Below are 25661 nucleotides of genomic sequence, written 5' to 3' on the forward strand. Positions count from 1 at the left end.
AATTATTTTCCTTTCATTTCTTCGAGATCACTCCAATCAAAAAGACGATATTTTCGGACATTCATTAACAGTCCAATATCGTCATCCATGTATCGAGGTTTCTCATTTGCTGTGTAGCGTTCAAATCCACTACTTTCTAAGACCACATCCATTCTTTTGGCGATTTGGTCAGCTTGCTTTGCGCTCTTACACCAAAAGTTGATTGTGATACGTTGTTCCATTGAGATGATTTTATCATCTGCATACTTGTGAGGTGCTTCGTAGGTTAAATAAATTCTTGCAAACGGAGCAAGCTCTTTTTGTTTTAAGTTTGTAGGCTTCTCAGGAATATCATAAGTAAAAATACCTTGTTTATATCCTGGAAATTCTTTACCTCTAAACTCATTAAACAGTTGATTTAACTTTCCATCTGCCACCAAGAGTTTATAAGCTTCAGTTTCAGCAATCATTTATTTTAACACCTCCCTTATTTTTGTTATGTAAATTTCTTTAGCACGAGGAGTGACTGCATTGATAGTCTTTTCCTCGAAATCCTGTGCTTTCTGATAGATTGTCCCGCTGTTGGGATATCTAGCACGCCAACCTGTAGTACGACCAAATCCAATATCTTTAGAAGGAGCATTTCCACCACCTTTGAAATTACTGATTCTTATATCTTCTTTCAAACGAGTGGGTGTAAACTCATCAGAAACTGGAGTATTTACTTCAAGTTCTTTTTCAAACTCTTCAGCTACCATTGTGACTGCTTCACGAGCAACCTTAGGAGCTTTAGCTTCAAGTTTAGCAAGGTTTTGAAGACATAAATCCAATCCCCTTGTCATGACAACATCACTCCCTTGATTAAATCAATTTCCTTGCTTGCGTAATCACGATCAATGGCAATGATTTGATATTCATTACCATCAAATTCTACAAAGCAAGAATTATCAAAAGGCAATTTTGGAAGATGTCTAATCAAGAAAGTTTTAGTATCTTTATGTTCTGCCAAACCTGCACTTTTAGTGACTGTCGCATTTTCACGGAAATCCTTGATAGACGTTTTAGATACTTCTGCCCAGCAAGTATATAAGTCTTTTCTTTCAAAGTCTAATACTTCTCCATCTTCATTTTGTCCGCCAACTCTTTGAAAAAAAGTAATGCGAACATTCATTTTACGTGTCCGCATTAACTCTCCTTCCGTGTTCTAAGTTGGTGAATGATGTTTAAGACACCATTTGCTAAAGGATAGCGCATGGTATCTGCTGACATTCCACGATGCTCATATTCTTCTTTGACTTGCTTTTTGACAGCTAGGCGGAATTTCGCATAATCTACTAAATCATCTGGGCTTAAATCGTTATCAATTGCAAAACAAATCTGCTCTTTTGCAGACTCAATAAGCTCAATTAGTAAATCATCTTCAAAGTCATAGTCGATTTTACAATACAACTTAACCTCTTCGAGAAAACCATTCTTTTTAGCTTCCATATTTCTAACCTCCAATCAAGGCTAGTAATTGCTCTTTTGTTTGAGAGGCTGTGTAAGAAATTCCCTTGCTATCTAGATAAGACATAATATCTTGCTTGGTGCTACTTGAGGTTGGCACTGGTAGTGCTACTGCTGACCGTGAGACACCCCCACTAATAGGGGGAGTATTAGGGCATAGTTACAAAGTAACCAGCCTTAGCATCTGCTTTCTTAACGTCAAAGCGTACAACTGCTTGCAAGTATTGACCGTAGATTTCATTGTCAGTCCAACGTAGACCTAATTCTTGACGGTCAGCAAAGAGTACAGCACGTTGTACATCACCGATAAAGGCTTTAGCTTCACCAGTTGCTCCAAGAGTTGCATCAGAAACTACAAATACTGGATGTCCAAGGAAGGCTTTACCTGAAGCAGAGACGATTGAGTCTTGAAGCAAGTAACGACCATTCTTGTCTTTCAAAGTGTCAAGTTTTTGGTAGAAGCTTTGTGAAACTACGAATGAAACGTTGTAAGCTGGGTCAAGATTTACATTCAAGATTTCCTTGATAGCGTCAAGGTCAGCAGCGGTTTTAGCTTCAAAATCTTTCAATACAGTAGCGATTGCATCGTTAGTAGTATTAACCTTAATTTGGTTAGCTGCTTCTGCAACGATAGAAAGAAGGTCAACGTCTGCATCGTCAATAGCTTCTTGTGAAAGTGGAATAGCGCCACGGTAAGTTTTAACTTTCCAAGGAACATCTGTAAATTCTGGTTTAGCAAGAGCTGGGTTCTTTTCCAATTCTTCTACACTTGCCATCTTAGATGTAGCGTGTTTAAGAATAGGATATGATCCTTCGCCTTTAGATGCTTTGTGAGTTGTCACGAATTGTTTAAGGTCAAGAACTGTCTTAACTTCACGGATTGGTGTAGTAACAATTTCTTTGCTAGTTACTTTTCCAGTTTCAACCGTCTTCAATCCGTCTTGTGTTGGATTTACTGCTGCATTCATAGGAATAAGAAGGTCTTTTCCTTCAAGTTTCAAGTTTGAATCAGCAACTGCACCTTTAGTGCGCACCCATTCGTTTACAGAATCACGGTAAGTTTTACCGTCTGCTTTTACTTCATGTTTTTCAATAGCCGCTACCATTCCAGCTCCTTCTTCTGCGATTTCATAAGTCTTCAAGTTGTTTTCTGCTTCTTCTTTTTGTGATTTCAAGTTGTCGATTTCAGCACGGATTTCACGAGCTTTTTCAAGATCATCAGAATTTAAAACAGATTTTAATTCATCTGTCTTAGTAACAATTTCAGCACCGATGTTTAAAATCTGTGCTTTAAGTTCTTTCATTTTTTCTTTAAACATATTTTCTTTCTTCTCCTTGTGGCATTAAAAAAAGAGCTTATAGCCCTTTAAGTAATTCTTCTTTTTCGATTTCTCGTAGCATATTTTGGATTTCTGACTTACGCTTGCTACGGTTAGCGTAAAAGTCGTCAATAACAGCTTGTGGCAACAGTCCATCTCCAAGACTTGCAACTGCACCAACATCATCAAAGGTCATCACTTCATCTGCAAAGCCTTTTTCAACTGCTTCACTAGCTGACATGAAGGTTTCGTTCTTCATCATGTCGATGATAACTGATTCTTCCAATCCAGTTTTAGCTACATACGCATTCACAATAGCTTGGTCACTAGATTTAAGAGCATTTGAAGCTTTATCCAAATCATCGCTATTACCAGATACGAAACCATACAACGCTTTGTGAATCATTATCTGAGCTGTTGGACTGATAAGCACTTTATCAGCGCCCATGATTGCAACACTAGCAGCACTTGCTGCCATTCCTGTTACTTCCACAGTCACATACCCTGGATAACTCTTTAATGCTGTATAGATTTCGCTTCCAACAGTTACAAGACCACCGTTGGAATTAACTTCCAAAACGATGTCACTATTATCTTCTGGGAAAGCATCTGTGATAGATTTTGCACTGACCGCTTCCAAACCGAAGTAATCATACGCTTCTTGACTATTATTTGGAATCAGTGGACCTTTCATCTTGATTCTCTTTGGCATCCCTTATCTCACCTCCTTTCATTGATTGATATTCTTCTTTCTTATCCAAGAAGACATAGTTTAAACTTGATTGGTAACGGTCCATGTTTGGATCAGTAGAACGTTCCTTACCAAGTTCAATCAAAGCTTGGTTAGGTGTTAAGATTTGATTGTTCACAAGTTTTACAATCTCATCTACGTTTCTACCAGTTACGCTACGTGTGTCAAAATCAACACGATACTTCCTACGCTCATCATCACTAAACACTTTCAAAGCAAGTTCGCTTGTGATTGCATCAAAGTAGAATGGAAGGTCGTTGGTTACATAGTCTTCGGTCAACTGTGCGACAGATTGGTTAGGACTATTAACTCCTAACTTAAAACTAGGAACTCGTAAAGCTTTAGCAATTTGAGCAGTAGAGAAGTTATTAGATGTAATCAACTGCAAGACATTCGTATCAATTTCAAGTGGGGTATATTCTTGTGTGTCATCAAAGACTAAAGGACTGCCACCAGTTGAACCTTCACGCATCTTTTCAAAGTCCATACGGGCTTTCTTACGGGCTTCACCGTTTAATTGAGCGCCTTTAAGTTTGATAATTCCACTTGAGAAACCATCTCTAAAGAATTTAATCAAGGTGTTCAATCCACCATCTTGTAGGCTGATTTCATTTCCAAGAGAAAGTAGTGGAGACCTACCAAGAATAGTGTCATGACTAAAGAATTTCCAATGGATAACATCTTCTGCTTTACATACAATTTTCTTACCGTTCAGACGGTCACGAAAAGTGTAAATCAATTCATGGTCATTGGTTTCTTCTACTGTCGTTTCAGACGGTCTAAAAAATTGAAATTCTAATGGCTTGCCACTTATTGGATCACGTAGAATACGAGAGAATGAATTACCAGTCAAAATTGTATTGACTGTCATTGCAAACTTCCATTGTCTTGCTGATGTATTGCTTGTAGATTTAACATTCAAAAGATAATTCATATCTTCATCTTGTTCAATATTACCCATTAAATCTTTTTTTAATAATGGAAAACGAGCAACATCACCAGCTATGATAGATACCGCTGTTAAGACATCACTATTCTTCAAAGCAGATATACCAGTATATTCAGGACTTGAATTACCAGAGATTACCGAAGAGATATAGTCGTCATAAGATAGTTTTGACGACCCTAAAGATTGAAAAAAAGTCATTTATTTTCTCACCTCCTTTCTAATTCACCCCCTTGTTTTACTGATATACAAGGCTAACAAGATTAAAATAGATCCACTACATAAGAAACCTGCTACTTGATTCAATAAGAAAAAGCCATAGATTAAAAATCCAAGGCCTATCAATAGCAAAATTGTGTGGATATGTTCCAGTATTTTCAAAATAGCGAACCTCCTTCCAAGATTTTTTCGTTTGTCCAATAACCAGTTCCATCAAATGGCTCTAAATAACAAGCAGCATACGCATCCAATAACGCATCCAGAGGGTCGATTTTGTTACTATTTTTATTTTTATCAATCCTCATACCGTTGTTATCAACTTTAGTGTAGGCATTATTGATTGCCATTGTCAGCAACTGATTTCCGCTATGCTTGATTTTACCTTGACGAACATCATCACGGAATTGTTTCGTGGGCATATTCAAGACCATAGTGGTTTGTGGTATCTGAACTAGTGGCCATTCTGGATGTCGTTTCTCAATCATGGTCAATAATGAACCGAATTGATAAGGGTCAAAGTAAATTCCTTGCAATTCCCAATCATTGCTATATACCATTTCTTCAATCTTCTCAAGAACACGTTCATCATCGATAACACCACTTTCAAGCGTGGTAATTTCGCATTCACCTGCTCTTTCCAAATTGGTATAAGAAACACCATCTCTTTTTTCTTTTGCAATCAATCCGTATTTAGTAGCCACAAAAGAAAAGCTATCAGCATACCAATAATCATCCATCATAACCATTGAAGAGATAGAAAACAAGTCACTTGATCTACCAACATCGACACCTAACCAAACTCTGCGCTTTTTAGTGTTCGGTTTATCTATCTTAGCTTTCGCCCAGCTTTCTTTATCCATATAAGATTCTTCTGATGATTGTCGCCACATGTTGTAATTTTTAACTAGGATTTCATTTATTGTTCCTGTCTCAAGTGCCACCTTCCTACGTTTTCGTAGGTAGTCCATCATCTTCTTACGTAGTGCTTTGACTTCAAGGATTGGATTTGATTTTATCCAGTTCTTTTCATCTTTGATTTCCTCTTCATCATCTTGTTCAGCAATGAAGGCAAAATATTCATCGTTTTCAACTTCTTCATCGAGAAGTTTTTCGATATACGCATACTCGATAGTGTGCATTGGTACGTTTAAATCAAATCCAGCAGTTGAGATAATCAAAATCAATGGATTGTCTAACTGACCTTGACCAGATTCGAGAAGCTCAATCATCTCATTAGTTTTAGATGCTGCAAATTCATCCAAGATACCAACATACGGTTCAAAACCATCGACTGCACCAGTTTCACGACTCAGTGCACGCACGTAACTTTCATCATTTAGGTTACGGAGTTCATCTCTGACTATCTTCGTAGCTTTTCTAATATCTGAATTTTTACTTCTTAATGCTTCCAACTGCTTACGGATCATATCGTAAGCAATGCGTGCTTGTGAACGGTCATTCGCTGTACAAAACAATTGCCTACTCATTGCAGGGTTTCGACCAAACAAAAACTCATATAAAGCAATACCAGCTACTAAAATAGTCTTACCATTCTTTCTGGCCAAGCTGATTAGAGCTTTTTTGAATCGCCTGATAGATGTATCAGACTTTTTTCGCCAGCCATATAGACTGCTCAAAATAAATTTTTGAAAATCTGCCAGTGGATAGGGTTTTCCAGTTTTGACATCTGGGAGCATTTCGATAAAATCTATCGGATTTTTTGCTTTGTCAGGTAAGTAAACATACGGAAAGTCTTCATCATCCATACGCTCTAAATCTCTTAAATGGCGCTTGCAAGCTTTTATAACTTTCTCGCTGGCTATGATTTCTCCATTTACGACTTTTGAAGCATATTGATAAGCTATATCTTCCATTGTTTCACCTCCTAACTAACAAAATACAGACTGTGTAGGAATCGAACCCACGACTACAAGGTTGGAGCTTGTCATGTTACCTCTACACCAACAGCCTTAAATAAAAAAAGAGGGAAATTCCCTCTGATATAAAAATCATTTCATTTTACCAATCATATTTATCGTCAATCTAGTTAGCTCGCCAGAGTTCCAATCAATACTATAACTCGTTACTCCATCTAATAGCTTTCCGTTTATTGCGATTCGTCCACCCTTTATTGAAAATTCATTTAACACATAGTGTTTTTTCTTCTTCAAATAATGCGGTCTATATTTCATCAACTATCCTCCTAACTACCAAATTTATCAAAAATACTCTCTTTCTTTTCTTCAACTTGTGGCACAAATAATTTCATACGACTGTCCACGGTAAGACCAAGTTGTGATGCTGCTTTTGTTAAGTTAGTAGTCGCACGCTCTAAACTATACAACATCTTGTTTGGTAGAACCTTACCTTTTTCCGTCTCATAAACATACCCTTCTTTTTGCAATCCACGAGATATTTCTTTATAGACTGCGTACCAGGTGCAGTAACTTTCTAATACTGCTCTATCTAGGTTTCTGAGGGGTAGCTTTCTCAAATCTTCAATCACGCGCTTATATTCTGCTTTTGCGATTGGATCAAAATGTTTTGGCGGTGTTAGTTGCAATGCTTCCAAACCATCAGAAGCCTTTTCTTGTATGGTTTTTCTTGCAATCTTCTCTTCTTTCGTCAAATGGCTTTTAGTACTTTCCACTATCTTCATTTTTCGCCCCAAATCGACCACCTCCTTTCTGATTTTATAGGGGTTCAAGATTTCAAAAACGGAATTTTTCGCACAGAAGAGGGCAGCGTTCTTATATCCGAACGATACCTACCCCCGTCTAAAAATAAAGGGGGTATTTCCGTACATTTTGTCAGTGCATAACCGAACGATATTCCATTTGTTTTTGGGTTTTTTGAAATTATTTTAAAAAGAATATTTCTCTTTTATTGCTTTCTTATCATTACATTTCTTACAACTTGCTTGAAGATTATTTCGATCTAATCTTTTCGACCAATCTTGTTTTACACTAATAATATGGTCAGTCATTGTGGCTTCATCACCACACATGGCACAGATATAATTTGCTTCAAGTAATACTTGTTGACTCGTTCTCTTCCAGATAGTTGAGTTATAGAACTGTTTAACCTCTCTATCATACTTCCAACGAGTACGATTATAGTCTGTGTATTCTTGATTACGTTTATCATAATCAACTGCTGTTCTCCGACCGTTTAACATAGTCAGCCTTTGTGGTTTCATCACTCTTCTCCTTATAAAAACAAAAAGCCACACAATCATTGCGTGACTTTATGAAGACCTCTCATGAGAATAGTGGGATTTGCACCCACTCGTATTCCCAAAAATAAAAACGGTGTTAGGATGTTTGGAGGTACTATGAAACTATAAAATTAAAAACGCAAAGGAAAATCAACAATGAATACTTTCCTAACACCGAATTAAAAAATAAATAGGAGTCATCAGCCTATTGCTGATACTATCATAATACCACTTAATTAGTGCCATTTAGTGCCATTAGTGCCATTTTTTTAATAGCGTTTCTTCTCACCCGTTTAATAGTCGTCCGACTACACCGAAGTTGTATCTGCACCTCGTTCCAAGATAGGCCATCGATATAGAGTAAGCGCATGACGATATTCTCTATAGGGTCATCTAAATTCTCGATCCATTTGATTGTTTCTTGTTGTTTCTGATACAACCCTGCAATTTCCTCATAGAGTTCATCTGACCTATCAATCACACGGATATTCATATCTTCAGTTTGATTATTATTCGATGGTGACTTAGGCATATTATCAAACGACTGCCCCTTAACACTTGAAGACCTAAGACCAATAATTTCATTGTGTAATGACTTGATTTTAATGTTCGTATAAGGTAATTGCTTTAATCGTTTTTCAATGTCAGTCAATCTATCCCTCCCCTATCAAAACATTCATAGGAAGATTAAAGTACGTTGCTACATCTTCCACTTGATAAAAGTTAGGTCTTGTCTTGCATGCTTCCCATTTATAAATATCTGATTGACCGTATCCTAAGATATAACCTAATTCCTCTTGTGACAACTTATTATCTTTTCGCTTTTGCCTTAGCATAAAAGCAAATCGCTTTTGTTGATTGTCATTTAATCTTTGCTCGTAGTTCATCTGGCAAGTCCTCCCATTTCACGAAACTACCATCAATCCAGCGACCTTTACGGTCTTTGATTTCCTGGTATGCTAGTTCAAAGCATTCATCGAAATCATATCCAAGATTTTTTAGATAACCAATACAGCGTACTAGATTGTGTCTGCACATTAATTTACTAGCGAATCCTTGAGACAGTTGAAACTCACTAATGTTTGTATTGATTGAGATTAATGTTTCCGGAATTTCTTTCTTCCGTAAACTACCAGATTCCTCAAAAATCTGATTAACATCCTCTTTGATTAATAGTGCTAGACCGACAATCACGACTGCACAATCTCCGATGCTATCTTTCATGACTTTTTCATTCTTCTTGAGATAGCCAGCGCATAGTTCACCGAATTCCTCACTCAACTTGAGTGACTGCTTGTCTAATCTTCCACCGTTTTCTAAATCGCGATCAATAAACCATTGTTTTACATTTTCTAGTGTGTTCATGATAACTCCTCATCTATTTCAATTAGCATCCTTCCAAATGGATAACGTTTGATTCTTGATTTTTTTGAATATTCCTTTAATCTTTCTAAAGGAATACCTGTATACTCGTGTATTTCTTGCAAAGAACCTAAAGTTATGAATGTTTCGCCTTGGTAATAAGCGAAATCATTCTCCCAGTTTCTCATTTAACTCACCTCTCTCTAAAGCTATTCCAATTTTCTCGTTATAGTAACTCAAAACCTTGCTCTCTAACTTTTTAATTTGTGTGATATTGTCTATAAAAAATTCTAAGCCTGTACTCATTTCATCCAATAACTTGACCGCTTTTAGTTGGTATTCCATGTCAGGTACATCAATCGTTAATTTTGATAATCTAGCAACCGACAAGCCTGGTTGATTATTACCATCAGCACACCGTTCTATCTCTTTGCGGTTCATCAGTAGCCAATGAAATAGATAACGCTTGTCTATCATCTCTTTCGGTTCAACCTTTAAACTATCACTATCCATCCAAAATGGATCTCGATGGAAATAAACAGCACCAACCGTACCCTTACGAGTCAAGCGGATTGTATCACTTTCACAATTAAACTTGTCTGTCGTTCCTTTTGCGTTCATGCCAGCGCCATAGATAAAATAAGGTCCGTCTGTTTCTTTCGTTTTAGCACCTGAAATAAGCTCGCAAACTTCTAGCAATCCGTACGTTGTTATCTTATCTGGTTTCATTCTAATCCTACTGCAAAATTATAAGCCAATAAATAATCATCTAAGACCTTGTGGCATTTTGTGATGAATGATTTTAAATCAATATCTGCATTAAAGAATTGAATCAAGACTAATTGACTTGCTAAATGCTTTTCAAGGTGGTCAATTGCCATTTGATCTAATTCAGCATTCACTTTATCAATGTCTATTTCTTCTTTCTCTACTGGTTTCTTAGGTATTACCCAGTTAAAATCTGAGTTTAATTTGTCAGATTCTTGATATTCAACTTTTTTAGTTTTACAATCATAAATTTCTTTTGAAATTTCAGGAGTATTCTTCTCTTTGTCAATTACTAAGAATATGACATTGATAGGAGTGTCCTCAAATCCATTTTGAATCTCATTCAATTCAACGAGATTATTACCAACTAGCTCTCTCATTTTTTTCTCAGATTGACGATAAGCAATACCAGGGAACATGATATAAAATCCGTAACGCTTAGTATAATTCATGGACTTCAGTAGAAAGATATCATCTACAACACCTGATTTCTTCCACGGGTATAATTCTTTAATAGCCTGTTGGTCTTCTTCTGGTAACTCTTTCAATTTTAAAGAGTAAGGTGGATTCATAGCAATCGCATCTACTTGTATATCTGATTGGTAAGTGAAAAAACTCTGATTATGCACAATCGCATGAGGGAAATTGGTTTTCAATGCTTCACAACTTTCCTTTTGAACTTCTACTGCATGAAAATCAGTCATACTGATAAACTGCTCCAACTGTCCAGAACCTGCAGCACCATCAAAGACAGAAATATTTTCACCGCAGTATTGCTTTACTTTTTTAGCTAAGTATTCACGCAACGGCTTCCCTGTCACATACTCAGCAAATTTATTAGCTTTCTCACGGTTGTTATGTTCTACGAACGTCATAACATCACCTCATTTCCAATTTCTGTATCATTATATTTCTGCTCACTAACCACAAACACGTTACCGTTGACTGTGATAGTGAAAAGACTCCCAATTTTTTTCTTATCTGTAACCTTGCCAGTAATCTGATACTTACTATCAGCATGATAGACTAGCAAGGGTTTTTGTGCTTCACGTTGCATGAATAATAAGCAAGTTGTTAGTAAGGCATAGCCAATTAAAAAACGTTTCAATCTGTGACCTCCTGCTTTGATTTAAAAGGCAATTCTTTTCTTGCTTCACTCATAATAAAAGGATTGTCTGTTGGCAATGTTGCGAAGTATGTTCTCAATACTGCTGCTTGACAAAAAATCATTTCATCAAAAACTAGCTGACATAACTCCACTAAACACTCCTCAATATCAAAGACCTCGTTATCGTCTTCACTATCCATTTGTTCTTCATAAAATTCTGCAATTTCACAAGCTTTTCTGTACAACTTACCTGCAAAATCTCTTTTCATTTCTTCCATCACTCCACCTCTTCGATCTCAATCCCGGGGCAATCAAACACCCAACCGAAGCCAGCTTCTTCTAATTGTTTGCGGGTGTGTCTAATTTGTCTATCGCTAGAATATTCTTTTGCTCCGAAATACCATTCTTGAATAATTTTGCCATATTTAAGAAATCTTGCTTCATCTGGTACCCCTTTTAATTTGATCATATACCGCTTCTCTTCCTTGACTGTGTATCCGAATTGGTGCATGTTGACGAGGGTTTGAATAGGATTGCCTTCGCTATCATTTATCCAACTATTAAACTCTTTATTTTCTAATTTTTCAGACTCATCACTGTAAGCAACCCAATCCCAAATATTAAATTCAAAATCATCTTTGTGTTCCTCATACCAATCCGCCACAAACTGCGGAATTGTAACTTTTTCGGGTTCGTCTAGTTGTTTTAAATCTTTTAAAAGTGACTGACAAACTACAATCGCTGCAATATCAAACGTTCCATTCTCCAGCTCTTTATACTTCTTAATCAATTCCTGTTTATTCATCTTCCAACTCCTTTTTAACTTTTTTTAAAATCTCTATTACTAGCTTTTGTGGAATGTTTGACCGTTCATTATATGACTTAGAGAATTTTCCCCACTCTATTTCTTGTTTGATAATGTCATTTTTAAGACCTAAATCAAGATTACTAGCAAACTTTGTAGGTTTCTGCAAAGGGTAGTCATAATTGTTGTAGCGTGTGAGATTGAGATGTGGGAGTTTAAAACCCATGACATCCTCAATATATTTCCACAAGCGCCCACTTGCTGGGTTCTCTATGATGAAATATTTAGGGTTATACCGCTTGATGATCTCAATGGTATTAAAAGCACAAAGTTCCCCATTTACCCTTTTCATAAATTGACGATCATACTGATAATTTATATAAGCTTTCTCATAGTCAGAGGCGTTCCTAATCGTAAACATGCTAGGCTCCCTTTGTGGAGCAAAGAGGCTATCTGAGAGGTCTTCTTGTTTCCAGCAAGCGTTACCCTCGCACATAGCACTAGCATTACTCCAGCTTTCACAAGGTGGACTTGCTATGATTAAGTCCGGCTTAGGCAATTTGTCAAGTTTGTCAAAAAGTGTGTTGTCTCCAAACAAGCGCCCGTAGTCAGCAAGGTTCAAATTTATAAAATGATCGTTCTTGTTTTCTATGTCTATTCCGATTGGATAGATGTCAATGTTTGCCCCCCCCGAACTATTCAGGGCTTTCACGCCTTTTGTATAGCTGCCATTCCCACTATCGAACAACGCCCATACTATCATTCTTCCAACTCCTTCAACTGTTTTTTCATCTTCTTCAACTGCTTTTTCAAATACTCTCTGTGAGCAGTCCTATTCTGTGCTACTGACTTCTCACAAGGTTGTGAGTATTCGATAATATCAGCTTCCGTCTTTTCGATTGAATGTTTCAATGTTTTAATCATTTGTTGTTTGATACTCATTCAAACACCTCTCTCAACTCCACAACTTCCTCATTGTGGTTAAACGGTTCATAGGCTAACCGTCCAATACCTTTACTGTTTACCCCGTTCTTTTCGTCTGTCGCATATTTTAAAAATAATGCTTTCTTACAGACATAACATCGAATAGAGATTGTATCAGGTTTCACTTTTCTGATATAACACTCTCCACAAAACGGACATTGTACGTCAACTTTCATTTTCAACTCCTAAAATTGTTCAAAAAATTAAATGCAACCGTGCAACCGATAAAAAACAAAATTTAAAAAATAAAATTTAAGAATCCTTATTTAATAGGCTTTCTCTATTATTAATACTTTTATTAATACTTTTTTAAAAAATAACGGTTAATCGGTTGCATTATATAAAAATAGTATAAAAAAGTCAGTATTATCAAGGGTTTAAGGGTGCAACCGTTCTTTCGATTTATCGGTTGCATATCGGTTGCATGCAACCGTTCTTCCTAAAAAGTGCAACCGATGCAACCGATAGAATTTCAAAATGCAACCGATCTATTTTTCTTTAATTCGCTTAAATCCTTTAGTATTTTTTCCACCGATTCTGAACTGACCTTTTTCCCAGCCAGGATGATTATCCATAATCATATTGATTTTAGTTGATAACTTTTTATCATTTGAATTTCTCATAAAGAGGTTATACATCATTTCACGAGTTGAGACTTTTTCCAATTTTTTAGAACCAGCTTCAAACTCACTACTATTATCAAAATACTTACTTGTATACTGATGTTGTTGCTGAATAGACCAGCTCGACCAATTATCAGGAATAGGCATTTCCAGATATTCAAGTACCTGTAATTCAACTTCATCACGGTACATGAATTTCTCACGATAGATTTCCAATCGTTCTTCAGTTTCTTTATCAAACATCAAATCAGCACCAGCTTTATAGATTGTGACAGCCTCGCCCCAAATTTGTTCTACTGTTTCAGGTTCGATTTCCATAGGGTGTTTCTTTTGCTTTTCGATATTTGCGAGTACAGGTAGGAATCTACGTTCACCTGTTTTGTCTTTTAGGTATTCCTTCTGATTTGTTGTACGTGCCAGGACAAAGTTTTTAGCAAATTCTTCAGTACGCTTCATGTAAGGTTTACGAAAACGTAAGCTTGTTTTTGAGATAAAAGCTTTTGTTTCAGCGAAACTCATTCGGTTACTAGCAACCATTTCATCATCATTGATAATTAATGCTTTTAACATGATGTCGTAGTTATCTTTGTTCGCAAAATCTGTGACAGCATCGGTATACCACTCACCACCTAATTTTTGAAGGAGCGAGGTTTTTCCAACACCTTGACCACCTACGAGGTCTAAAACATAATCAAATTTAGCGTAAGGCTCGTATACTTTGGCGACTGCTCCAACCAACCACATTTCTGCGATTTTAGAAACTAAATCAATATCTTCTGCACCGAGATAGACTTGCAACATTTGGTTGATACGTTTACGACCATCCCAATTACTTGCTGCACGTTCCATATATTCCATAACTGGATTGTATGACCTTTCTGAGAAGAAGGTTTCTATGCCATCCAGCATCGCTTGGTTTGAGAAAGCAACACCTAATACACTTTCAAAATAAACTTTTACAACTGAATCAAAATTAGAGGGTAACTCTCCTTTTTTAAAAAAAGTATTTCCAATTCTGATATCTTTGGTTAGTTCATGCTCTTGTGAAAATTCATTATGTTTTAGGTAAATACTTAATTGATCATCAGCCTTAAAAGAAAGAAGTACATTATTTGGACTGTTAGATTTAATGCCTCCTTTATCATTCAGTATCATTGTATCTTGTGAATTTATGCTAACTACATTACCAATTGTTCTCACCTCCTATCTTTTTTAATCATACTTTCAACAGTACGCATCACTTCCTTTTCTGACAAAGGATTTTGACTGTTAGTATTTGCTAATCTTGCTAGTTGAATGACTACTTCATCATCAACTGCTCGATATAATAGACCACCGACGAATTTTGCCAGTTTATCATTTCGTCCACCCTCATCACCAAAACCAAGGGCGATTGTTTCAAATAGTTCAGTGGTTTGAGTTCTATCTCTGTTGTAAGACCTTCTAGCTAAATTCCTTAAACCATCTGTGCCATCGTAGGTGTGGCCATGAGTTTCTTTGTATTGTTTCTTGATTGCTCGAATTAAATCTCTGGAAGGTGTTACAATTGTTCCACCTTCCTTTGATTTTTCTAAATCCCATTCATACTGCCCTTTATCTGTTGCAGATGGTGCTACAAGAATATAGTTATTTTCGTGAGCCTTAATATCAACACCTGGTAAGAAGCCAATCATCTGTGTGATAGGTTCATCATCTCTTTTGAAATAAAAGAGGTGCTTCCCACCACTTGCAGTTTTAGCTTGTAGAGTTGGTTCAATCAGTTTTAAATATTTCCAATTTTTAAGAGACTCAAAACCATTTGATTTACCGTGTTTGTCAATATCAATAACAAAGAAATTAGTTGTTTTGAGAGCGATGTTAGCATTTGGATAACCATCCCAAAAAGCTTCAATTTCACTTGCAGTCATGGCAGGTTTATCAGCAAATTCAATTAATGGCATTTTGTTTTTAGGATTGATTGGAATGACTGAAAATCCTAAATTTTGATATTTTAGAGCGTACTCTTTCATACTAGCCATTCCAATTTCCTCCTATTTTTTATTCTTAGAATGGTAAATCATCATCACTGACTTCTAAACCTTCTGCACTTGGAAGTCCTTCAGCTTCATCAAGATCATAGCTACGGTATGTTTTACCTTTGCTTTCTGTTTCAATAATAATCAACTTGAAGTAAGAACCAACTGCTTTACGTTGTAGCGCTTCTTCAAGTGCTTTTCCGTCTTCAAAGTCTGCTTTTAAAGGCGCATCATCTGCAAATGCAAGGGCCTTTTGGAAGAATTTAATAGTACGTTGAATTGACCAAGAAATATCTTTTCCATTCCAAGTGTCTAGCGTTCCAAATGATGCATATTCAACTCGACCATCATAGTCACCACCACGGATTTCAAAGCAGTATTGGAGACTTTCCCAGCCTTTGTCTGAAATATTGAATTTAACGGATTTTAGGATTGCTTGGTATTCACCAGCTGGGATTGGTGCAGGGCCATTCGTGCTGTCTTTGCGTGGATCAAAACCTTCTTTTTTGATTGATTGTGCGATATCTAATAAACTCATGTGTTTTCTCCTTTAATTCTTAAAATAGTTCATTTACTGAAGTAGTTTCTACTTCTTTTTTATTTTCTTGCTTAGTTGTTGGCTTTTCTTCAGTTACAGGTTTATTCTTAGCTGGACTAAGTGCGCCACGGATTGTGGTTAAAATTTTCAAGATTTTCTTGTCATCCACTTGGTCCATGTAGTAAGACTTACGTTTTCGGTCAACTTCACGATTGTAGTTACTTCCAATCTTTTCGGTATGGATCATTAAGTCAGAGTTACCATTGATAAGGTTCACATACTTATCTTTCAAACTTGGTTTGTCCTTAGTAGCATTCCCATTGTCATCATATTCAGAGATTTGTCGACTGATATAGATAACATTCATCGGTAAGGCTTTTAGGTCAATCACCAATTCGGTAACTGCTTGATTGAAGAAGTCATAACCTTTACCGTATGGAATTTCAGACAAGGATTTCAAACGAGGTTTACCTGCTGGTGTCAATTCGTCACAAACTGCAATCTTAATCATTTCAATGACATCATCGATTACATCGACTACAACTGTTTCATAAGAATGTTTTTGTGTTTGAAGTGCCAATAGGATTTCTCCTAACTGTTTAATAACCGAGTTGGTAATTCGTCCAGAGGTGTCTTTTTCATTCAATAGCTGGATACTTGGTACGCTATTAGCTTCAGCATTCCCATCTGTATTTAACACAATAGGGTTTGGAAATTCGTTTGCTAGATAAGACTTACCACTCATGGTTTCACCATAGATGAAATAATTGCGAGGGGTGTCTTTTGGTATTTGTGGTTTGTTTTCTGGTAGTTTAAACAAGGTTTATTCTCCTTTATAATAAAATTCAATTACATTTACATCATGCTGCTGACGACTTCCTGTTATACGCCACAGCAACTGTCGATAGTCGTCATATTCTCCAGAACCTTCTTCTACTGGATCTAGTACGACAATAGTTTGGTATTTGTGTTGTAGGCCATCTACACCTACACCTAAGACTTGACTGGTAGCGACTACTATTTGATTATCAATACCGTCTTTTATATCTCCAGTCCAGATACCAATGCTTGGATGCCTTTCACGGATAACATTTACAATCTGTTTGGACTTGCTGACAATCAACATATCGTGTGGCGCTCGTTCAATTAGTCCGTCAAGTTCTAACATCAAAGGCGTGTCTTGGTTGACTACTTTTAACTTTGGAAAATCAATATCTACACCAGTTTGGTTTAGGTAGCGCTCAAAGGTGTTTCTCCCAAAAGATTGTTTAGCCATGGCAGTCTTTCCATTTACTGTGACTAGGTTTAACTTTCTAAACTTAGCAAGTTTTTCTGGATTGCCAGGAGCAACTCTCTTTTGATAGAATTTAATTTCAAAACCGTTATTCTCAACTGCATTTTCGATTTCTTCGATTTCTTCCCATCTAAAGAAGTTTGGTAGGTTTGAGACATAACTTTCATAATCTCTAAAATCTTCCCACTTCTCTTTTGAATAACTGAATGGATCATAGACCATTTTTCCGTGAGTCTTTTGCCAATCAAATTTATTGTTAGGTGTTGCCCATCCGAAAATGATTTTTTCAAGCGGATAGAAGTTTTGACCTTTTTTTCTAATTGGTGTTGCTGAAAGACCTATCGTGTATTTACGCTTTATTTTGCGATATAAGGCGACTTGTTTATCGCTCGACATATTCTGCCATTCGTCTACTATTAGCACATCACAGGCTAATTTATGCCCCTTTTTGACTTGATTTTGAAGATACCTATCTGTCTGAATGATAATCTCAACATCTTTATCAAAATTCATAAACTTGACTGCATCTATCCAACCGTTCAGAATCGCTAGTCGGTTGTTTGTGATGATGATTTTTTTAGCTTTTTTATGTTTAGCGATGGCAAGAGCGCATATAGTTTTGCCACGTCCACCTAAAGCTTCAAGGAATATACCATTGGATAAGTGGTCACTTCTCTTGACTGCTTCAGCTTGCCACTTTCTTAGAGTTATCGTGATACTCACTCACCACCTTCCCAATATCTTGAATGACTTCTTCAATGTCATTTCTCATCGCCCAGAACAATCCAAGTCTTGCTGCTGCTCGTATGTCTTGGTGGTGACTTTTTTCAAATTTCCACAAACCTAAGATTTTTAAAAGGTCGTCTGGAATATCCGACTTGTACCCACCGTTATATTGAAGAATGGCATCTGGATAACACAACTGGATATAAGCGATGGTTTCAAGTACGCTATTATCTTTTGACTTGTCGGTATCCCTTACTTTGTATTCCTCGATAATAACGACATCGCACTCAAGACTTTTTCCGATTTCGTGAAACCACTTAGCAAATCCCTTCATACCATAAGAAACTGCCCAGCTATCGACTAACCTCGCATTGTCTAACAAGACAACTCCTGTTGTACTGGTTTCAATTTTGTTACTTGATGGATCAATAGCTAAAATTTTCATCAAACACCAACTTTCTCAGTCAGCACTCCTGGATAAAGGGCTGTGTTAAACCAATTTTGTTTATTTACCTTTGCAAAGGTAAATAGCGCCTTAATTTCTTTTGCTTGTTTTTCGAATCTTCGGATATCTTCCTCCGATTCAAAGATAGGTTTTTCTTTGTATTTAGCAACTGTGATCAACTTGTACTCTGGAGTAAATACCGGCTTTTCATTTCCCTGATCAAGATTTGTTTCGTCTACTTTCACAAAACGAATCGCAACATCAAATAGAAAATCTTCAGTAACAAGTACTTCAATTGATTCCGGTCCAATCACAACTGCTAGTGAATCTGTTACTCGTGTTTTATTCATCAATTCCATTACTTAATCCTCAAACTTCTACTTTCTTGCAAGGTAGCACCCTTGACTTTCTTACCTGCATTCAGCAATTCCTTGATAGCATTTTTGTCAGGTTTTTTTGCAATTACAAAATATTTCTTAGGTAATTGCTCTTCATCTACAACTACTGAAGGTTGATTTTTCGCTAAAAATACTGTGAAGAGTAATCCCTTAACTTTTTCATATCCAGTGATTTCAAAAGCTTTTTGTAAACAAGTTTTAAGCCAGGTTATGTCATTATCAATTGATTTATACCTTGCTGTCAGTCGGTCAATTTCATCTTTAAGAGCTTTCTTATCAGATTCTTTATTTTTGATAACCTTAACTGTGTTTTCAACTTTTTCTTCAAATTGATCAGTCCAATCAAGCGATTCTAAAGTGTCAAGTTTTGCTTCTTCATCTAACCCCTCAATATCATTGATTCGCTTAAAAGTACCTGTTAATTCATAAAGTGTTGCCATTATTTAGTCACCTCTTTCATTAGTTTATTTGCTTCTTTGATTAGCAATCGCATAACGTTGCTATCTGTTTCTTTTTCTGCTGCACGAGTCAGCATTTCCACCCACTCACGTCTAGTATCGTTTTTCCAATCAACCAACTCTGTGAGTGCTTTTGTGTGATTAAAGTAAGGCGAATAGTCAAACGACTTATCTTCCAAGCGGATACATTTTCCTGCCTTGATGTCTTTGGCTAAATTTGCCCTCACATTGCTATTTGTTGTACCGACAACCTCAGCTACTTCATCATATGAGGCAGTAGGGTGGTCTTTATAATATTCCCTAATTCGTTCCGCTTGAGTCATTTAGTCATACTCCCTTCCTTTAAATTCATTAACTAAATCCACACTTCCACACTTCGGACATTCAATGATTGGGTAACTATCGACATACTCGAATGTGTTTCCACAATCTCTACATCCACACTTCCAGATATATAGGCTCATACAATCACCCCTTTGGATGTGGTAGGGCAAGTAGTTCAGGTCTTAACCCTTCTGGTTTTTGTGTGTCATAAGTAAATTGACGGTCACAGTTACGAATGTTCATACGTGCGATGGTATAGAAATCTTCCTGTTCCTCTACTTCCTCGACTTTCTGTTCTTCTTTAGCAGTCAATACCATAATCGAAAATAAGATGATGAATATCACTGCTACTCCGAGTAATTGTTCTGCGATGTTTGGTTCTATCATTGTTTATACCTCTAATGTTCTACTTTCCAAATTCGACAACGGGATTTCACTCCAGACGAAGTCTTGTCTTGGAATTCCCAGTCATTACCGTATACTCCATAAGCTTCGTAAGAAGCTGATTTTAAATAAGCGATAGCTTCTTCTTTTGTGTCAAAAACAATAGCTGAATAATCTTGCTCACCAACAGGTAAAAAATCTCTTCCAATAATACTGAATTCATCTTCCCCTGTTTCAATATTTTTGACATAGATTGATATGATATACATTTCTACACCTCCAATAATTTTTCAAGGTCTGCGATGCGCTGATAAAGTATTTGGTTTTCTTCCTGTGCTGCAATCAATTCTTGATTTAAGTCCAACGCAACCAATCGCCAATCGGTGTTGACTTCGATTTTTGTTGTGTTGAAAAACCATTTTGTCATTCTGTCTAATAGTTTCATGTTAAAACTCCCAATTGTTTTTCTTTTTTAAGATTTTCTATCATCTCTGCTAATGTCTCTTTTTTAGTACGGTAACGATTTCTGCTTTTCCATTTAACGAATAATCTAAAACCTTCATAATTGATAAATACTAGCTTGTGAGTTGGATTGTCAATAAACTGTTTAAAGTCAGGATGCTCTCTCATCTCAGTAGCCCAGACTTTAGCAGTTCCAACTGTGAGACCTTCCCACATCTGACAAAGGTGTGTATAATCTCCATGAGTCGCTTTTTCGTTAATTCCTACTGGTTTGTAAGTGATTTCTGCTTTAGGCATGGATTTTCCTTTCTTTTTGTGATATAATTCAGTTAGTTATTTTAGTAAGCGCCTGACTTCTGTTGGGTGCTTTTTTGTTCAGTTATATACTGTTACGGTATAGACTATCTTGCTTGTTCTATCACTAGAATGTACAGTTGACTTCTCGACTGTTATATCTGACGTATTATTGGTCATTTTGAAGAACAAATACAACAAACACTCTCGTAAAATCTTTAATTTTAAGGGAACAGATAGAAATCGTTTGATTTCAAGTTCAATCGGACTAAAGTTGTTTGATGATGTTATATTGTTCATAATATTCCTTTCTAAATTTGGTATAATAAAGATAATAAATTGATTGGAGAAAAAATATGACTGAAAAAATTTGTTTTATCGTAACTGCTATTGGTGAATCTGGAACAGAAACTAGAGATAGAGCAGATGAGGTTTTTTCTTACCTGATAGCCCCAGTCTGTGAGGAATTAGGATATAAACCAGTACGAGTTGACCAAGTAGATGCAGTTGATAATATCAATGAAACTATCATCAACTACCTTAAGACTGCACCTATGGTTGTAGCAGATATGACAGGACACAATCCGAATGCATTTTATGAATTAGGATTTCGACAAGCAAAAGAACTCCCTTTGGTTCCTATCATACAAGCAGGTAATGGACTTCCTTTTGATGTCATATCTCAAAGAACTGTTTTCTATAACCTTTCTGTTGGAAAAATCGGGCAATCAAAAAGGGAACTGAAAGCTAAAATGAAAAGTTTCGAAAACTTTGAAATGCCTGAGAATCGTGCCGAAAGAGATCTTACACTTGAGGATCTCAATGACAATTTGACTAAAAAGCTAAACAAGATACTTAATCTGTTAGAAAAGCAACAGTCTTATTCTCCTCTCATACATACGCATGATTTTAATTTAAGAACACCACAAATTGACTATCAGTCATTCGTCCAACAATCTCAAGATAGAATCACTCAGGCTCAGAGCCTGCTATCATCCCTCGAAGATAAGAAATAAGTATTTCCTGCTGCTTTTGAATTTCAGCAATTTCTTCAATCTTCACGTTTATAAGTATAATTGTCCTCAAAACATCGTTGAGGGCATTTTTTTCAATTTCTTTCATGTTTGCTCCTTTCTCGTATGATTTAAAATCATATGCTTTGTAAAAAATTAAACGCCTAAAAGGTCGCTTGCCGTTGTTTCCAAAATTTCGCAAAGTTTCAAAAGATGTTGCGCCTTGATTGAAGAAATATCTTTCTCCCAAGCGTTGATTGTTTGGGGGCGTACTCCGACAAGTTCAGCGAGTTGTGCTTGCGTCATCTTGTCGTGCCTTGCTCGCAACTCTGCGATTGTGATCGTTGGCTTACTCATATACCTCTCCTTTCTTTTTATGATTTAAAATCATTTATTTGATTTATGAGTTTATTATATATGATTTAAAATCATCTGTCAACTACTTTTTTGATTTTTTTTCATATTTTTTTATCTTTTTTATCGTTTCACTTGATTTAAAATCATTTCTTCTATATAATAGACTTATAGAACGTAAGGAGAAAAAATCATGGTTAGCAAGGAAAGATACCTAGAAATAGGACAAAGAATTAAAGAATTAAGGGAAGCAAGAAATATTGAACAAGGGGAATTAGCTAGTATGTTAGGCTATAAATCCCAAACTACAGTTTCAAAATGGGAACGTGGTATCAATTTGCCTACTGGTAAGAAATTGATCGCATTAGCAAAAGTATTTAATACTTCTACTAACGATATTTTGAGAATTGAAAAACCAACTGAACCCGAATTTACTTCATCCGACCTACGCAAAATGGCAGAAAATGCAAAAACATTCGACGGTAAACCGTTGGATGAGGAAGATATTAATGCCATCCAAAATATTATTGAGATATATCTCAAAGGAAGAAAATGAGTATCAATGAAATTTGTAAAAAATACGGAGTAAGAATTGAATACTTCGATAAGGACCTGTGGGATAGAAACGGCATCTATATAGATGAAATCAAAGTCGTGTTTGTGAGCAAGGACTTAGCGCCTGAAAAACAAAAACAAGTCATTCTGCATGAATTAGGGCATATAGAGCATACTAAAGAAGAATATAAGAATACTCTTATTAGATGTGAGAATGAAGCCAACAGAAATATGATCCATCATCTTTTGGTGGATGCTTTGGGAGAATTAGACGACCCGAAAGATTTTGATTATCTCAAATTCATGGAATACTACAATTTAAAAACCATCACTGATGAGACGATGGTTAAGGAAGAATATAAAGCGTTATTAAATTAAAGGAGTAAAAATAATGAAAAAGGTAATGTTATTAGCGACAACCTTATTAGTAGCAACATTTTTAGTTGCTTGTAGTGAGTCATCTACAACAACTAATGAAGTGTCCAAAACATCATCATCTAGCAGTCAACTCAAAAAATCAGAAGGAACTGCTAAAATTCAGCCTGCGAAAAATTTCAGTAATACTCCAATTGGTGAGTACAAGTTAGCCGATAATAATTTATATGGCGCATGGCCTGATAATACGAAATTGGTAATCGATGATAGTGTGGTTGAAGTTCTTGATCCAAGTAGCGTATTTACAAAATATTTAATACATTTAAACGGAGATATAGATAAACCTGCTGTTTTAAAACTATTTGTTGAAGACAAGGAAAAATTTGATGTAACTAAAGTATCTAAATTTTATGTTCGTGCAAATGGAACACAAACCTATAAAGGAAAAGAAATACCACTATTTCTAGTCGATGGATTTGAGTATTAAAAAATCCCCACACTCTCCGACGGCAATCTTGAGTGTGAGGATGTACTGTATAGGAAACAACCATTCAAAAGGTCGTTTTCTTATACCCATTTTATCAAGAAATGAGGGAAAAAGCAATGTGGATGGAAGAACTTCCCAATGGAAAGTATAAATTTTTTGAGAGATATAAAGACCCCTACACTGAAAAATTGAAGAGGGTATCTGTAACGCTTAGTTCTGGAACAGCCAGAGCGAAAAAGGAAGCACAAAAATTACTGGATGAACGCATAGAAGAAACTTTACAGAATTTACAATCAACAGATGTGACTTACCAATACGTTTTGGATGAGTGGTGGACATTTTACCAGAAAGAAATCAAAGGTAGTTCTATCAGCTCTCTGACTAGTAGCGTGAACGATTTTAAAGAAGCATTCGATACAGAAATTAAAGTTAAGAATATAGACACTAAATATATTCAACGATTTTTGAATGATCTAGATATTTCTCGTTCAAAACTAGAACGCTATAAAATGATTTTAAACCTATCACTTGATTATGCAGTTGATCTTGAATACATCAAAGACAACCCTGCAAGACGAGCAAAACTTCCAAAACAAATAAAAACAATCGAAGAGTTAGAAAAGACAGAAAAGAAATTTTTGGAAGAGGATGAACTAAAAAGATTATTAGAAGAATTATACAGGACAAACAACACATATAGACTAGGTTTGCTTGCAGAATTCATGTCATACAATGGTTGTCGAATTGGTGAAGCTATTGCTATTAAATTAGAAAATATTGATCTTGATAATAAGACGGTAAAAATCCATGGAACTCTAGATAAAACCGTAGGGTATTCAAAAGGATTTAAAACAACTACTAAAACTGCTGCAAGCTTCAGAACTGTTTCTTTATCAAAAAGAGAAATTGAAATTTTAAAAGAGTTTATCTCAATAAATGAACTTTCTAAAAACACTCGAAAAACATTCAATGATCTTGGATTCATCTTTGTTACCAAAAACGGTATACCAATTCAGAATAATTCTTTTAACTTAGCAATCCAAAAAGCAAATAAACGTTTAAAAAAACCAATCGACAAACATCTTACCTCGCATATTTTCAGGCATACTCTTGTTAGTAGACTAGCAGAAAACAATGTACCTCTAAAAGCAATCATGGCAAGAGTTGGTCACTCCGACTCTCGAACGACTAATAAAATTTATACACACGTCACTAAAAAGATGGATGATAATATCCTGGACTTGCTCGATTCTTTATAATTTGCCCCTTATTTGCCCCCTATACACAAAAAAAGCCTGTCACACAAGCTTAAACGCTTGATATGACGGGCTTTTTATAAAATCATTATTTAACTGAATCTGTAAATGCTTTAATTATTCCCATATTTTATCTCCTACAAAGTCTGTTCCATATCGCAAAAACTACATTTGACAGTTTGTTTCACGGTTCCATACAGAGGAGCTCCACAAAAACTGCATTTAGTAGATAATTTCTCTGGCTCTGCATCCTTAATCCCAAGTCCTGCTTTAAAAGTGTCAAATGTATCCTTAAATGTTTCTGCCAAAACATCTGCTCCAAATAAGCTACTATCCCCCAAGGTTTCAAAATTACTTGTATCACCTGATATCAATTTAATAATGTTTCTAGCCCACTTGTCAGTATCCTTAGTATTAGAGAATGAGAAAATAGCTTGTCCACCGTTATAATAAATTTCCAACCGTTTCATACCATTGGTTTTGGTTACTGAAACTTGAGGTTTCCCTTCAAAAATTTTAATCTGGTTAATGGGTATGGTAACTTGGTCTTTTTTCCCTCCCCAAAAACCTTTCTTGATATGTATTAAATGTAGATTTGTTAAAATTAATTCATCTGTAGACAAACCATTTTTCCCAAAACTCACATGGTCACTATTCATAACCATGTATTCATGAGGTAACAATTGATAGTCCATC

General features: G+C 35.9%; 44 protein-coding genes and 1 tRNA gene. 5 read left to right on the forward strand and 40 right to left on the reverse strand.

The window, feature by feature from the left end:
* Window positions 1–2: 2 nt before the first annotated feature.
* The 37 genes from FN031_RS05390 to FN031_RS05575 form a co-directional block, all read right to left on the reverse strand.
* Window positions 3–449, reverse strand: coding sequence for a hypothetical protein (locus FN031_RS05390; RefSeq protein WP_142558279.1), 447 nt, complete (start codon window positions 447–449; stop codon window positions 3–5).
* Window positions 450–821, reverse strand: a complete 372-nt coding sequence (locus FN031_RS05395; protein ID WP_142558281.1) for an HK97-gp10 family putative phage morphogenesis protein — start codon at window positions 819–821, stop codon at window positions 450–452.
* On the reverse strand, window positions 818–1165 hold the full coding sequence (locus tag FN031_RS05400) for a head-tail adaptor protein (RefSeq protein WP_142558284.1): 348 nt from the start codon (window positions 1163–1165) through the stop codon (window positions 818–820). The genes FN031_RS05395 and FN031_RS05400 overlap by 4 nt, the downstream gene beginning before the upstream one ends.
* Window positions 1165–1467, reverse strand: coding sequence for a head-tail connector protein (locus FN031_RS05405; protein ID WP_142558286.1), 303 nt, complete (start codon window positions 1465–1467; stop codon window positions 1165–1167). Before FN031_RS05405 ends, FN031_RS05400 begins: the two co-directional genes overlap by 1 nt.
* 167 nt (window positions 1468–1634) lie before the next feature.
* Window positions 1635–2804 carry a phage major capsid protein gene (locus FN031_RS05410; protein ID WP_142558288.1) on the reverse strand — a complete coding sequence of 390 codons (1170 nt, stop codon included), beginning with the start codon at window positions 2802–2804 and terminating at the stop codon, window positions 1635–1637.
* A 37-nt stretch (window positions 2805–2841) separates the two neighbouring features.
* Window positions 2842–3516: a head maturation protease, ClpP-related gene (locus FN031_RS05415; RefSeq protein ID WP_142558290.1), complete on the reverse strand. Its 675-nt coding sequence runs from the start codon at window positions 3514–3516 to the stop codon at window positions 2842–2844.
* Complete coding sequence (locus FN031_RS05420; protein WP_142558292.1) at window positions 3473–4702, reverse strand: phage portal protein; 1230 nt, start codon at window positions 4700–4702, stop codon at window positions 3473–3475. The genes FN031_RS05415 and FN031_RS05420 overlap by 44 nt, the downstream gene beginning before the upstream one ends.
* Before the next feature lie 176 nt (window positions 4703–4878).
* A complete protein-coding gene (locus FN031_RS05430; protein WP_142558296.1) occupies window positions 4879–6594 on the reverse strand; it encodes a terminase large subunit in 1716 nt (571 codons plus the stop codon).
* A 26-nt stretch (window positions 6595–6620) separates the two neighbouring features.
* Window positions 6621–6691: transfer RNA gene (locus FN031_RS05435), tRNA-Trp, on the reverse strand.
* A gap of 38 nt (window positions 6692–6729) precedes the next feature.
* A complete protein-coding gene (locus FN031_RS05440) occupies window positions 6730–6912 on the reverse strand; it encodes a hypothetical protein (RefSeq protein WP_142558298.1) in 183 nt (60 codons plus the stop codon).
* 11 nt (window positions 6913–6923) lie between these two features.
* The gene (locus FN031_RS05445) at window positions 6924–7391 is read right to left on the reverse strand and encodes a phage terminase small subunit P27 family (RefSeq protein WP_142558300.1); all 468 of its coding nucleotides are present in this window, start codon (window positions 7389–7391) and stop codon (window positions 6924–6926) included.
* A gap of 192 nt (window positions 7392–7583) precedes the next feature.
* A complete protein-coding gene (locus tag FN031_RS05450; RefSeq protein WP_142558302.1) occupies window positions 7584–7919 on the reverse strand; it encodes an HNH endonuclease in 336 nt (111 codons plus the stop codon).
* A gap of 250 nt (window positions 7920–8169) precedes the next feature.
* Entirely contained in the window at window positions 8170–8469 is a 300-nt protein-coding gene (locus FN031_RS05455; RefSeq protein WP_260604695.1) for a DUF1492 domain-containing protein, read from the reverse strand.
* Between the two features lie 121 nt (window positions 8470–8590).
* Complete coding sequence (locus tag FN031_RS05460; protein ID WP_142558307.1) at window positions 8591–8824, reverse strand: helix-turn-helix domain-containing protein; 234 nt, start codon at window positions 8822–8824, stop codon at window positions 8591–8593.
* Window positions 8799–9302: a MazG-like family protein gene (locus tag FN031_RS05465; RefSeq protein WP_142558309.1), complete on the reverse strand. Its 504-nt coding sequence runs from the start codon at window positions 9300–9302 to the stop codon at window positions 8799–8801. Before FN031_RS05465 ends, FN031_RS05460 begins: the two co-directional genes overlap by 26 nt.
* Window positions 9299–9487, reverse strand: a complete 189-nt coding sequence (locus FN031_RS05470) for a hypothetical protein (protein ID WP_142558310.1) — start codon at window positions 9485–9487, stop codon at window positions 9299–9301. The genes FN031_RS05465 and FN031_RS05470 overlap by 4 nt, the downstream gene beginning before the upstream one ends.
* Window positions 9468–10028: a restriction endonuclease subunit S gene (locus FN031_RS05475; RefSeq protein WP_142558312.1), complete on the reverse strand. Its 561-nt coding sequence runs from the start codon at window positions 10026–10028 to the stop codon at window positions 9468–9470. The genes FN031_RS05470 and FN031_RS05475 overlap by 20 nt, the downstream gene beginning before the upstream one ends.
* Entirely contained in the window at window positions 10025–10942 is a 918-nt protein-coding gene (locus tag FN031_RS05480) for an N-6 DNA methylase (RefSeq protein WP_142558314.1), read from the reverse strand. The genes FN031_RS05475 and FN031_RS05480 overlap by 4 nt, the downstream gene beginning before the upstream one ends.
* Window positions 10939–11175: a DUF1372 family protein gene (locus FN031_RS05485; protein WP_260604696.1), complete on the reverse strand. Its 237-nt coding sequence runs from the start codon at window positions 11173–11175 to the stop codon at window positions 10939–10941. Before FN031_RS05485 ends, FN031_RS05480 begins: the two co-directional genes overlap by 4 nt.
* Window positions 11172–11453 (reverse strand): hypothetical protein, encoded by a 282-nt coding sequence (locus FN031_RS05490; RefSeq protein ID WP_142558316.1) that lies wholly within the window; start codon window positions 11451–11453, stop codon window positions 11172–11174. The genes FN031_RS05485 and FN031_RS05490 overlap by 4 nt, the downstream gene beginning before the upstream one ends.
* Window positions 11453–11980, reverse strand: a complete 528-nt coding sequence (locus FN031_RS05495) for a DUF1642 domain-containing protein (RefSeq protein WP_142558318.1) — start codon at window positions 11978–11980, stop codon at window positions 11453–11455. The genes FN031_RS05490 and FN031_RS05495 overlap by 1 nt, the downstream gene beginning before the upstream one ends.
* Window positions 11973–12743 carry a class I SAM-dependent methyltransferase gene (locus FN031_RS05500; RefSeq protein ID WP_142558320.1) on the reverse strand — a complete coding sequence of 257 codons (771 nt, stop codon included), beginning with the start codon at window positions 12741–12743 and terminating at the stop codon, window positions 11973–11975. Before FN031_RS05500 ends, FN031_RS05495 begins: the two co-directional genes overlap by 8 nt.
* Complete coding sequence (locus tag FN031_RS05505) at window positions 12740–12922, reverse strand: hypothetical protein (protein WP_142558321.1); 183 nt, start codon at window positions 12920–12922, stop codon at window positions 12740–12742. Before FN031_RS05505 ends, FN031_RS05500 begins: the two co-directional genes overlap by 4 nt.
* Window positions 12919–13140, reverse strand: a complete 222-nt coding sequence (locus FN031_RS05510) for a hypothetical protein (protein ID WP_142558323.1) — start codon at window positions 13138–13140, stop codon at window positions 12919–12921. Before FN031_RS05510 ends, FN031_RS05505 begins: the two co-directional genes overlap by 4 nt.
* A gap of 312 nt (window positions 13141–13452) precedes the next feature.
* Complete coding sequence (locus FN031_RS05515) at window positions 13453–14742, reverse strand: virulence-associated E family protein (RefSeq protein WP_142558325.1); 1290 nt, start codon at window positions 14740–14742, stop codon at window positions 13453–13455.
* Window positions 14743–14783: 41 nt separating this feature from the next.
* Window positions 14784–15605 carry a bifunctional DNA primase/polymerase gene (locus FN031_RS05520; RefSeq protein ID WP_142558327.1) on the reverse strand — a complete coding sequence of 274 codons (822 nt, stop codon included), beginning with the start codon at window positions 15603–15605 and terminating at the stop codon, window positions 14784–14786.
* Window positions 15606–15630: 25 nt separating this feature from the next.
* Window positions 15631–16140: a hypothetical protein gene (locus FN031_RS05525; protein WP_142558328.1), complete on the reverse strand. Its 510-nt coding sequence runs from the start codon at window positions 16138–16140 to the stop codon at window positions 15631–15633.
* A 19-nt stretch (window positions 16141–16159) separates the two neighbouring features.
* Complete coding sequence (locus FN031_RS05530; RefSeq protein WP_142558330.1) at window positions 16160–16960, reverse strand: AAA family ATPase; 801 nt, start codon at window positions 16958–16960, stop codon at window positions 16160–16162.
* Window positions 16961–16963: 3 nt separating this feature from the next.
* Window positions 16964–18157 carry a DEAD/DEAH box helicase family protein gene (locus FN031_RS05535; protein WP_142558331.1) on the reverse strand — a complete coding sequence of 398 codons (1194 nt, stop codon included), beginning with the start codon at window positions 18155–18157 and terminating at the stop codon, window positions 16964–16966.
* A complete protein-coding gene (locus tag FN031_RS05540) occupies window positions 18120–18605 on the reverse strand; it encodes a hypothetical protein (protein WP_142558333.1) in 486 nt (161 codons plus the stop codon). The genes FN031_RS05535 and FN031_RS05540 overlap by 38 nt, the downstream gene beginning before the upstream one ends.
* A complete protein-coding gene (locus tag FN031_RS05545; protein ID WP_142558335.1) occupies window positions 18605–18964 on the reverse strand; it encodes a hypothetical protein in 360 nt (119 codons plus the stop codon). Before FN031_RS05545 ends, FN031_RS05540 begins: the two co-directional genes overlap by 1 nt.
* Window positions 18964–19443, reverse strand: a complete 480-nt coding sequence (locus FN031_RS05550) for a siphovirus Gp157 family protein (RefSeq protein ID WP_142558337.1) — start codon at window positions 19441–19443, stop codon at window positions 18964–18966. The genes FN031_RS05545 and FN031_RS05550 overlap by 1 nt, the downstream gene beginning before the upstream one ends.
* Complete coding sequence (locus tag FN031_RS05555; protein WP_142558339.1) at window positions 19443–19784, reverse strand: hypothetical protein; 342 nt, start codon at window positions 19782–19784, stop codon at window positions 19443–19445. Before FN031_RS05555 ends, FN031_RS05550 begins: the two co-directional genes overlap by 1 nt.
* 145 nt (window positions 19785–19929) lie before the next feature.
* On the reverse strand, window positions 19930–20172 hold the full coding sequence (locus FN031_RS05565) for a hypothetical protein (RefSeq protein WP_142558343.1): 243 nt from the start codon (window positions 20170–20172) through the stop codon (window positions 19930–19932).
* A gap of 11 nt (window positions 20173–20183) precedes the next feature.
* Window positions 20184–20438 carry a hypothetical protein gene (locus FN031_RS05570; RefSeq protein ID WP_142558345.1) on the reverse strand — a complete coding sequence of 85 codons (255 nt, stop codon included), beginning with the start codon at window positions 20436–20438 and terminating at the stop codon, window positions 20184–20186.
* Window positions 20439–20440: 2 nt separating this feature from the next.
* Window positions 20441–20614 carry a hypothetical protein gene (locus tag FN031_RS09030; RefSeq protein WP_185928443.1) on the reverse strand — a complete coding sequence of 58 codons (174 nt, stop codon included), beginning with the start codon at window positions 20612–20614 and terminating at the stop codon, window positions 20441–20443.
* Window positions 20611–20928, reverse strand: a complete 318-nt coding sequence (locus FN031_RS05575) for an excisionase (RefSeq protein WP_142558347.1) — start codon at window positions 20926–20928, stop codon at window positions 20611–20613. The genes FN031_RS09030 and FN031_RS05575 overlap by 4 nt, the downstream gene beginning before the upstream one ends.
* A 353-nt stretch (window positions 20929–21281) precedes the next feature.
* On the opposite strand from FN031_RS05575, the gene FN031_RS05580 reads away from it, so the two are divergent.
* Window positions 21282–21941, forward strand: a complete 660-nt coding sequence (locus tag FN031_RS05580) for a hypothetical protein (RefSeq protein WP_142558349.1) — start codon at window positions 21282–21284, stop codon at window positions 21939–21941.
* Here the strand turns inward: FN031_RS05580 and FN031_RS09035 are convergent.
* Complete coding sequence (locus tag FN031_RS09035) at window positions 21895–22047, reverse strand: hypothetical protein (protein WP_185928444.1); 153 nt, start codon at window positions 22045–22047, stop codon at window positions 21895–21897. The genes FN031_RS05580 and FN031_RS09035 overlap by 47 nt on opposite strands.
* Before the next feature lie 47 nt (window positions 22048–22094).
* On the reverse strand, window positions 22095–22295 hold the full coding sequence (locus tag FN031_RS05585; protein ID WP_142558351.1) for a helix-turn-helix transcriptional regulator: 201 nt from the start codon (window positions 22293–22295) through the stop codon (window positions 22095–22097).
* A gap of 190 nt (window positions 22296–22485) precedes the next feature.
* On the opposite strand from FN031_RS05585, the gene FN031_RS05590 reads away from it, so the two are divergent.
* The 4 genes from FN031_RS05590 (at window position 22486) to FN031_RS05605 (ending at window position 24968) form a co-directional block, all read left to right on the forward strand.
* Complete coding sequence (locus FN031_RS05590) at window positions 22486–22848, forward strand: helix-turn-helix domain-containing protein (RefSeq protein ID WP_142558353.1); 363 nt, start codon at window positions 22486–22488, stop codon at window positions 22846–22848.
* Window positions 22845–23225: an ImmA/IrrE family metallo-endopeptidase gene (locus FN031_RS05595; RefSeq protein WP_142558355.1), complete on the forward strand. Its 381-nt coding sequence runs from the start codon at window positions 22845–22847 to the stop codon at window positions 23223–23225. Before FN031_RS05590 ends, FN031_RS05595 begins: the two co-directional genes overlap by 4 nt.
* A gap of 13 nt (window positions 23226–23238) precedes the next feature.
* Complete coding sequence (locus FN031_RS05600; protein ID WP_142558357.1) at window positions 23239–23709, forward strand: hypothetical protein; 471 nt, start codon at window positions 23239–23241, stop codon at window positions 23707–23709.
* Between the two features lie 116 nt (window positions 23710–23825).
* Window positions 23826–24968, forward strand: a complete 1143-nt coding sequence (locus FN031_RS05605; protein ID WP_142558359.1) for a tyrosine-type recombinase/integrase — start codon at window positions 23826–23828, stop codon at window positions 24966–24968.
* A 134-nt stretch (window positions 24969–25102) separates the two neighbouring features.
* On the opposite strand, the gene FN031_RS05610 is transcribed toward FN031_RS05605, so the two are convergent.
* On the reverse strand, window positions 25103–25660 hold the full coding sequence (locus tag FN031_RS05610) for a hypothetical protein (protein WP_142558361.1): 558 nt from the start codon (window positions 25658–25660) through the stop codon (window positions 25103–25105).
* Window position 25661 lies beyond the last annotated feature (1 nt).

This window comes from Streptococcus mitis (genome assembly GCF_902159415.1).
Taxonomy (GTDB): domain Bacteria; phylum Bacillota; class Bacilli; order Lactobacillales; family Streptococcaceae; genus Streptococcus; species Streptococcus mitis_BG.

What these genes read in the sequence shown, in the direction of transcription:
- FN031_RS05590 (WP_142558353.1), top strand. Translation starts at nt 22,486, where the DNA reads ATGGTTAGCAAGGAAAGATACCTAGAAATAGGACAAAGAATTAAAGAA.
- FN031_RS05400 (WP_142558284.1), bottom strand. Translation starts at nt 1,165, where the DNA reads ATGCGGACACGTAAAATGAATGTTCGCATTACTTTTTTTCAAAGAGTT.
- FN031_RS05405 (WP_142558286.1), bottom strand. Translation starts at nt 1,467, where the DNA reads ATGGAAGCTAAAAAGAATGGTTTTCTCGAAGAGGTTAAGTTGTATTGT.
- FN031_RS05490 (WP_142558316.1), bottom strand. Translation starts at nt 11,453, where the DNA reads ATGGAAGAAATGAAAAGAGATTTTGCAGGTAAGTTGTACAGAAAAGCT.
- FN031_RS05565 (WP_142558343.1), bottom strand. Translation starts at nt 20,172, where the DNA reads ATGATAGAACCAAACATCGCAGAACAATTACTCGGAGTAGCAGTGATA.
- FN031_RS05595 (WP_142558355.1), top strand. Translation starts at nt 22,845, where the DNA reads ATGAGTATCAATGAAATTTGTAAAAAATACGGAGTAAGAATTGAATAC.
- FN031_RS05550 (WP_142558337.1), bottom strand. Translation starts at nt 19,443, where the DNA reads ATGGCAACACTTTATGAATTAACAGGTACTTTTAAGCGAATCAATGAT.
- FN031_RS05470 (WP_142558310.1), bottom strand. Translation starts at nt 9,487, where the DNA reads ATGAGAAACTGGGAGAATGATTTCGCTTATTACCAAGGCGAAACATTC.
- FN031_RS05395 (WP_142558281.1), bottom strand. Translation starts at nt 821, where the DNA reads ATGACAAGGGGATTGGATTTATGTCTTCAAAACCTTGCTAAACTTGAA.
- FN031_RS05465 (WP_142558309.1), bottom strand. Translation starts at nt 9,302, where the DNA reads ATGAACACACTAGAAAATGTAAAACAATGGTTTATTGATCGCGATTTA.
- FN031_RS05410 (WP_142558288.1), bottom strand. Translation starts at nt 2,804, where the DNA reads ATGTTTAAAGAAAAAATGAAAGAACTTAAAGCACAGATTTTAAACATC.
- FN031_RS05450 (WP_142558302.1), bottom strand. Translation starts at nt 7,919, where the DNA reads ATGAAACCACAAAGGCTGACTATGTTAAACGGTCGGAGAACAGCAGTT.
- FN031_RS05540 (WP_142558333.1), bottom strand. Translation starts at nt 18,605, where the DNA reads ATGAAAATTTTAGCTATTGATCCATCAAGTAACAAAATTGAAACCAGT.
- FN031_RS05480 (WP_142558314.1), bottom strand. Translation starts at nt 10,942, where the DNA reads ATGACGTTCGTAGAACATAACAACCGTGAGAAAGCTAATAAATTTGCT.
- FN031_RS05570 (WP_142558345.1), bottom strand. Translation starts at nt 20,438, where the DNA reads ATGTATATCATATCAATCTATGTCAAAAATATTGAAACAGGGGAAGAT.
- FN031_RS05600 (WP_142558357.1), top strand. Translation starts at nt 23,239, where the DNA reads ATGAAAAAGGTAATGTTATTAGCGACAACCTTATTAGTAGCAACATTT.
- FN031_RS05440 (WP_142558298.1), bottom strand. Translation starts at nt 6,912, where the DNA reads ATGAAATATAGACCGCATTATTTGAAGAAGAAAAAACACTATGTGTTA.
- FN031_RS05475 (WP_142558312.1), bottom strand. Translation starts at nt 10,028, where the DNA reads ATGAAACCAGATAAGATAACAACGTACGGATTGCTAGAAGTTTGCGAG.
- FN031_RS05505 (WP_142558321.1), bottom strand. Translation starts at nt 12,922, where the DNA reads ATGAGTATCAAACAACAAATGATTAAAACATTGAAACATTCAATCGAA.
- FN031_RS05460 (WP_142558307.1), bottom strand. Translation starts at nt 8,824, where the DNA reads ATGAACTACGAGCAAAGATTAAATGACAATCAACAAAAGCGATTTGCT.
- FN031_RS09030 (WP_185928443.1), bottom strand. Translation starts at nt 20,614, where the DNA reads ATGAAACTATTAGACAGAATGACAAAATGGTTTTTCAACACAACAAAA.
- FN031_RS05520 (WP_142558327.1), bottom strand. Translation starts at nt 15,605, where the DNA reads ATGGCTAGTATGAAAGAGTACGCTCTAAAATATCAAAATTTAGGATTT.
- FN031_RS09035 (WP_185928444.1), bottom strand. Translation starts at nt 22,047, where the DNA reads ATGAAAGAAATTGAAAAAAATGCCCTCAACGATGTTTTGAGGACAATT.
- FN031_RS05430 (WP_142558296.1), bottom strand. Translation starts at nt 6,594, where the DNA reads ATGGAAGATATAGCTTATCAATATGCTTCAAAAGTCGTAAATGGAGAA.
- FN031_RS05510 (WP_142558323.1), bottom strand. Translation starts at nt 13,140, where the DNA reads ATGAAAGTTGACGTACAATGTCCGTTTTGTGGAGAGTGTTATATCAGA.
- FN031_RS05525 (WP_142558328.1), bottom strand. Translation starts at nt 16,140, where the DNA reads ATGAGTTTATTAGATATCGCACAATCAATCAAAAAAGAAGGTTTTGAT.
- FN031_RS05415 (WP_142558290.1), bottom strand. Translation starts at nt 3,516, where the DNA reads ATGCCAAAGAGAATCAAGATGAAAGGTCCACTGATTCCAAATAATAGT.
- FN031_RS05585 (WP_142558351.1), bottom strand. Translation starts at nt 22,295, where the DNA reads ATGAGTAAGCCAACGATCACAATCGCAGAGTTGCGAGCAAGGCACGAC.
- FN031_RS05420 (WP_142558292.1), bottom strand. Translation starts at nt 4,702, where the DNA reads ATGACTTTTTTTCAATCTTTAGGGTCGTCAAAACTATCTTATGACGAC.
- FN031_RS05580 (WP_142558349.1), top strand. Translation starts at nt 21,282, where the DNA reads ATGACTGAAAAAATTTGTTTTATCGTAACTGCTATTGGTGAATCTGGA.
- FN031_RS05500 (WP_142558320.1), bottom strand. Translation starts at nt 12,743, where the DNA reads ATGATAGTATGGGCGTTGTTCGATAGTGGGAATGGCAGCTATACAAAA.
- FN031_RS05575 (WP_142558347.1), bottom strand. Translation starts at nt 20,928, where the DNA reads ATGCCTAAAGCAGAAATCACTTACAAACCAGTAGGAATTAACGAAAAA.
- FN031_RS05610 (WP_142558361.1), bottom strand. Translation starts at nt 25,660, where the DNA reads ATGGACTATCAATTGTTACCTCATGAATACATGGTTATGAATAGTGAC.
- FN031_RS05545 (WP_142558335.1), bottom strand. Translation starts at nt 18,964, where the DNA reads ATGGAATTGATGAATAAAACACGAGTAACAGATTCACTAGCAGTTGTG.
- FN031_RS05455 (WP_260604695.1), bottom strand. Translation starts at nt 8,469, where the DNA reads ATGCCTAAGTCACCATCGAATAATAATCAAACTGAAGATATGAATATC.
- FN031_RS05515 (WP_142558325.1), bottom strand. Translation starts at nt 14,742, where the DNA reads ATGATACTGAATGATAAAGGAGGCATTAAATCTAACAGTCCAAATAAT.
- FN031_RS05605 (WP_142558359.1), top strand. Translation starts at nt 23,826, where the DNA reads ATGTGGATGGAAGAACTTCCCAATGGAAAGTATAAATTTTTTGAGAGA.
- FN031_RS05495 (WP_142558318.1), bottom strand. Translation starts at nt 11,980, where the DNA reads ATGAATAAACAGGAATTGATTAAGAAGTATAAAGAGCTGGAGAATGGA.
- FN031_RS05390 (WP_142558279.1), bottom strand. Translation starts at nt 449, where the DNA reads ATGATTGCTGAAACTGAAGCTTATAAACTCTTGGTGGCAGATGGAAAG.
- FN031_RS05555 (WP_142558339.1), bottom strand. Translation starts at nt 19,784, where the DNA reads ATGACTCAAGCGGAACGAATTAGGGAATATTATAAAGACCACCCTACT.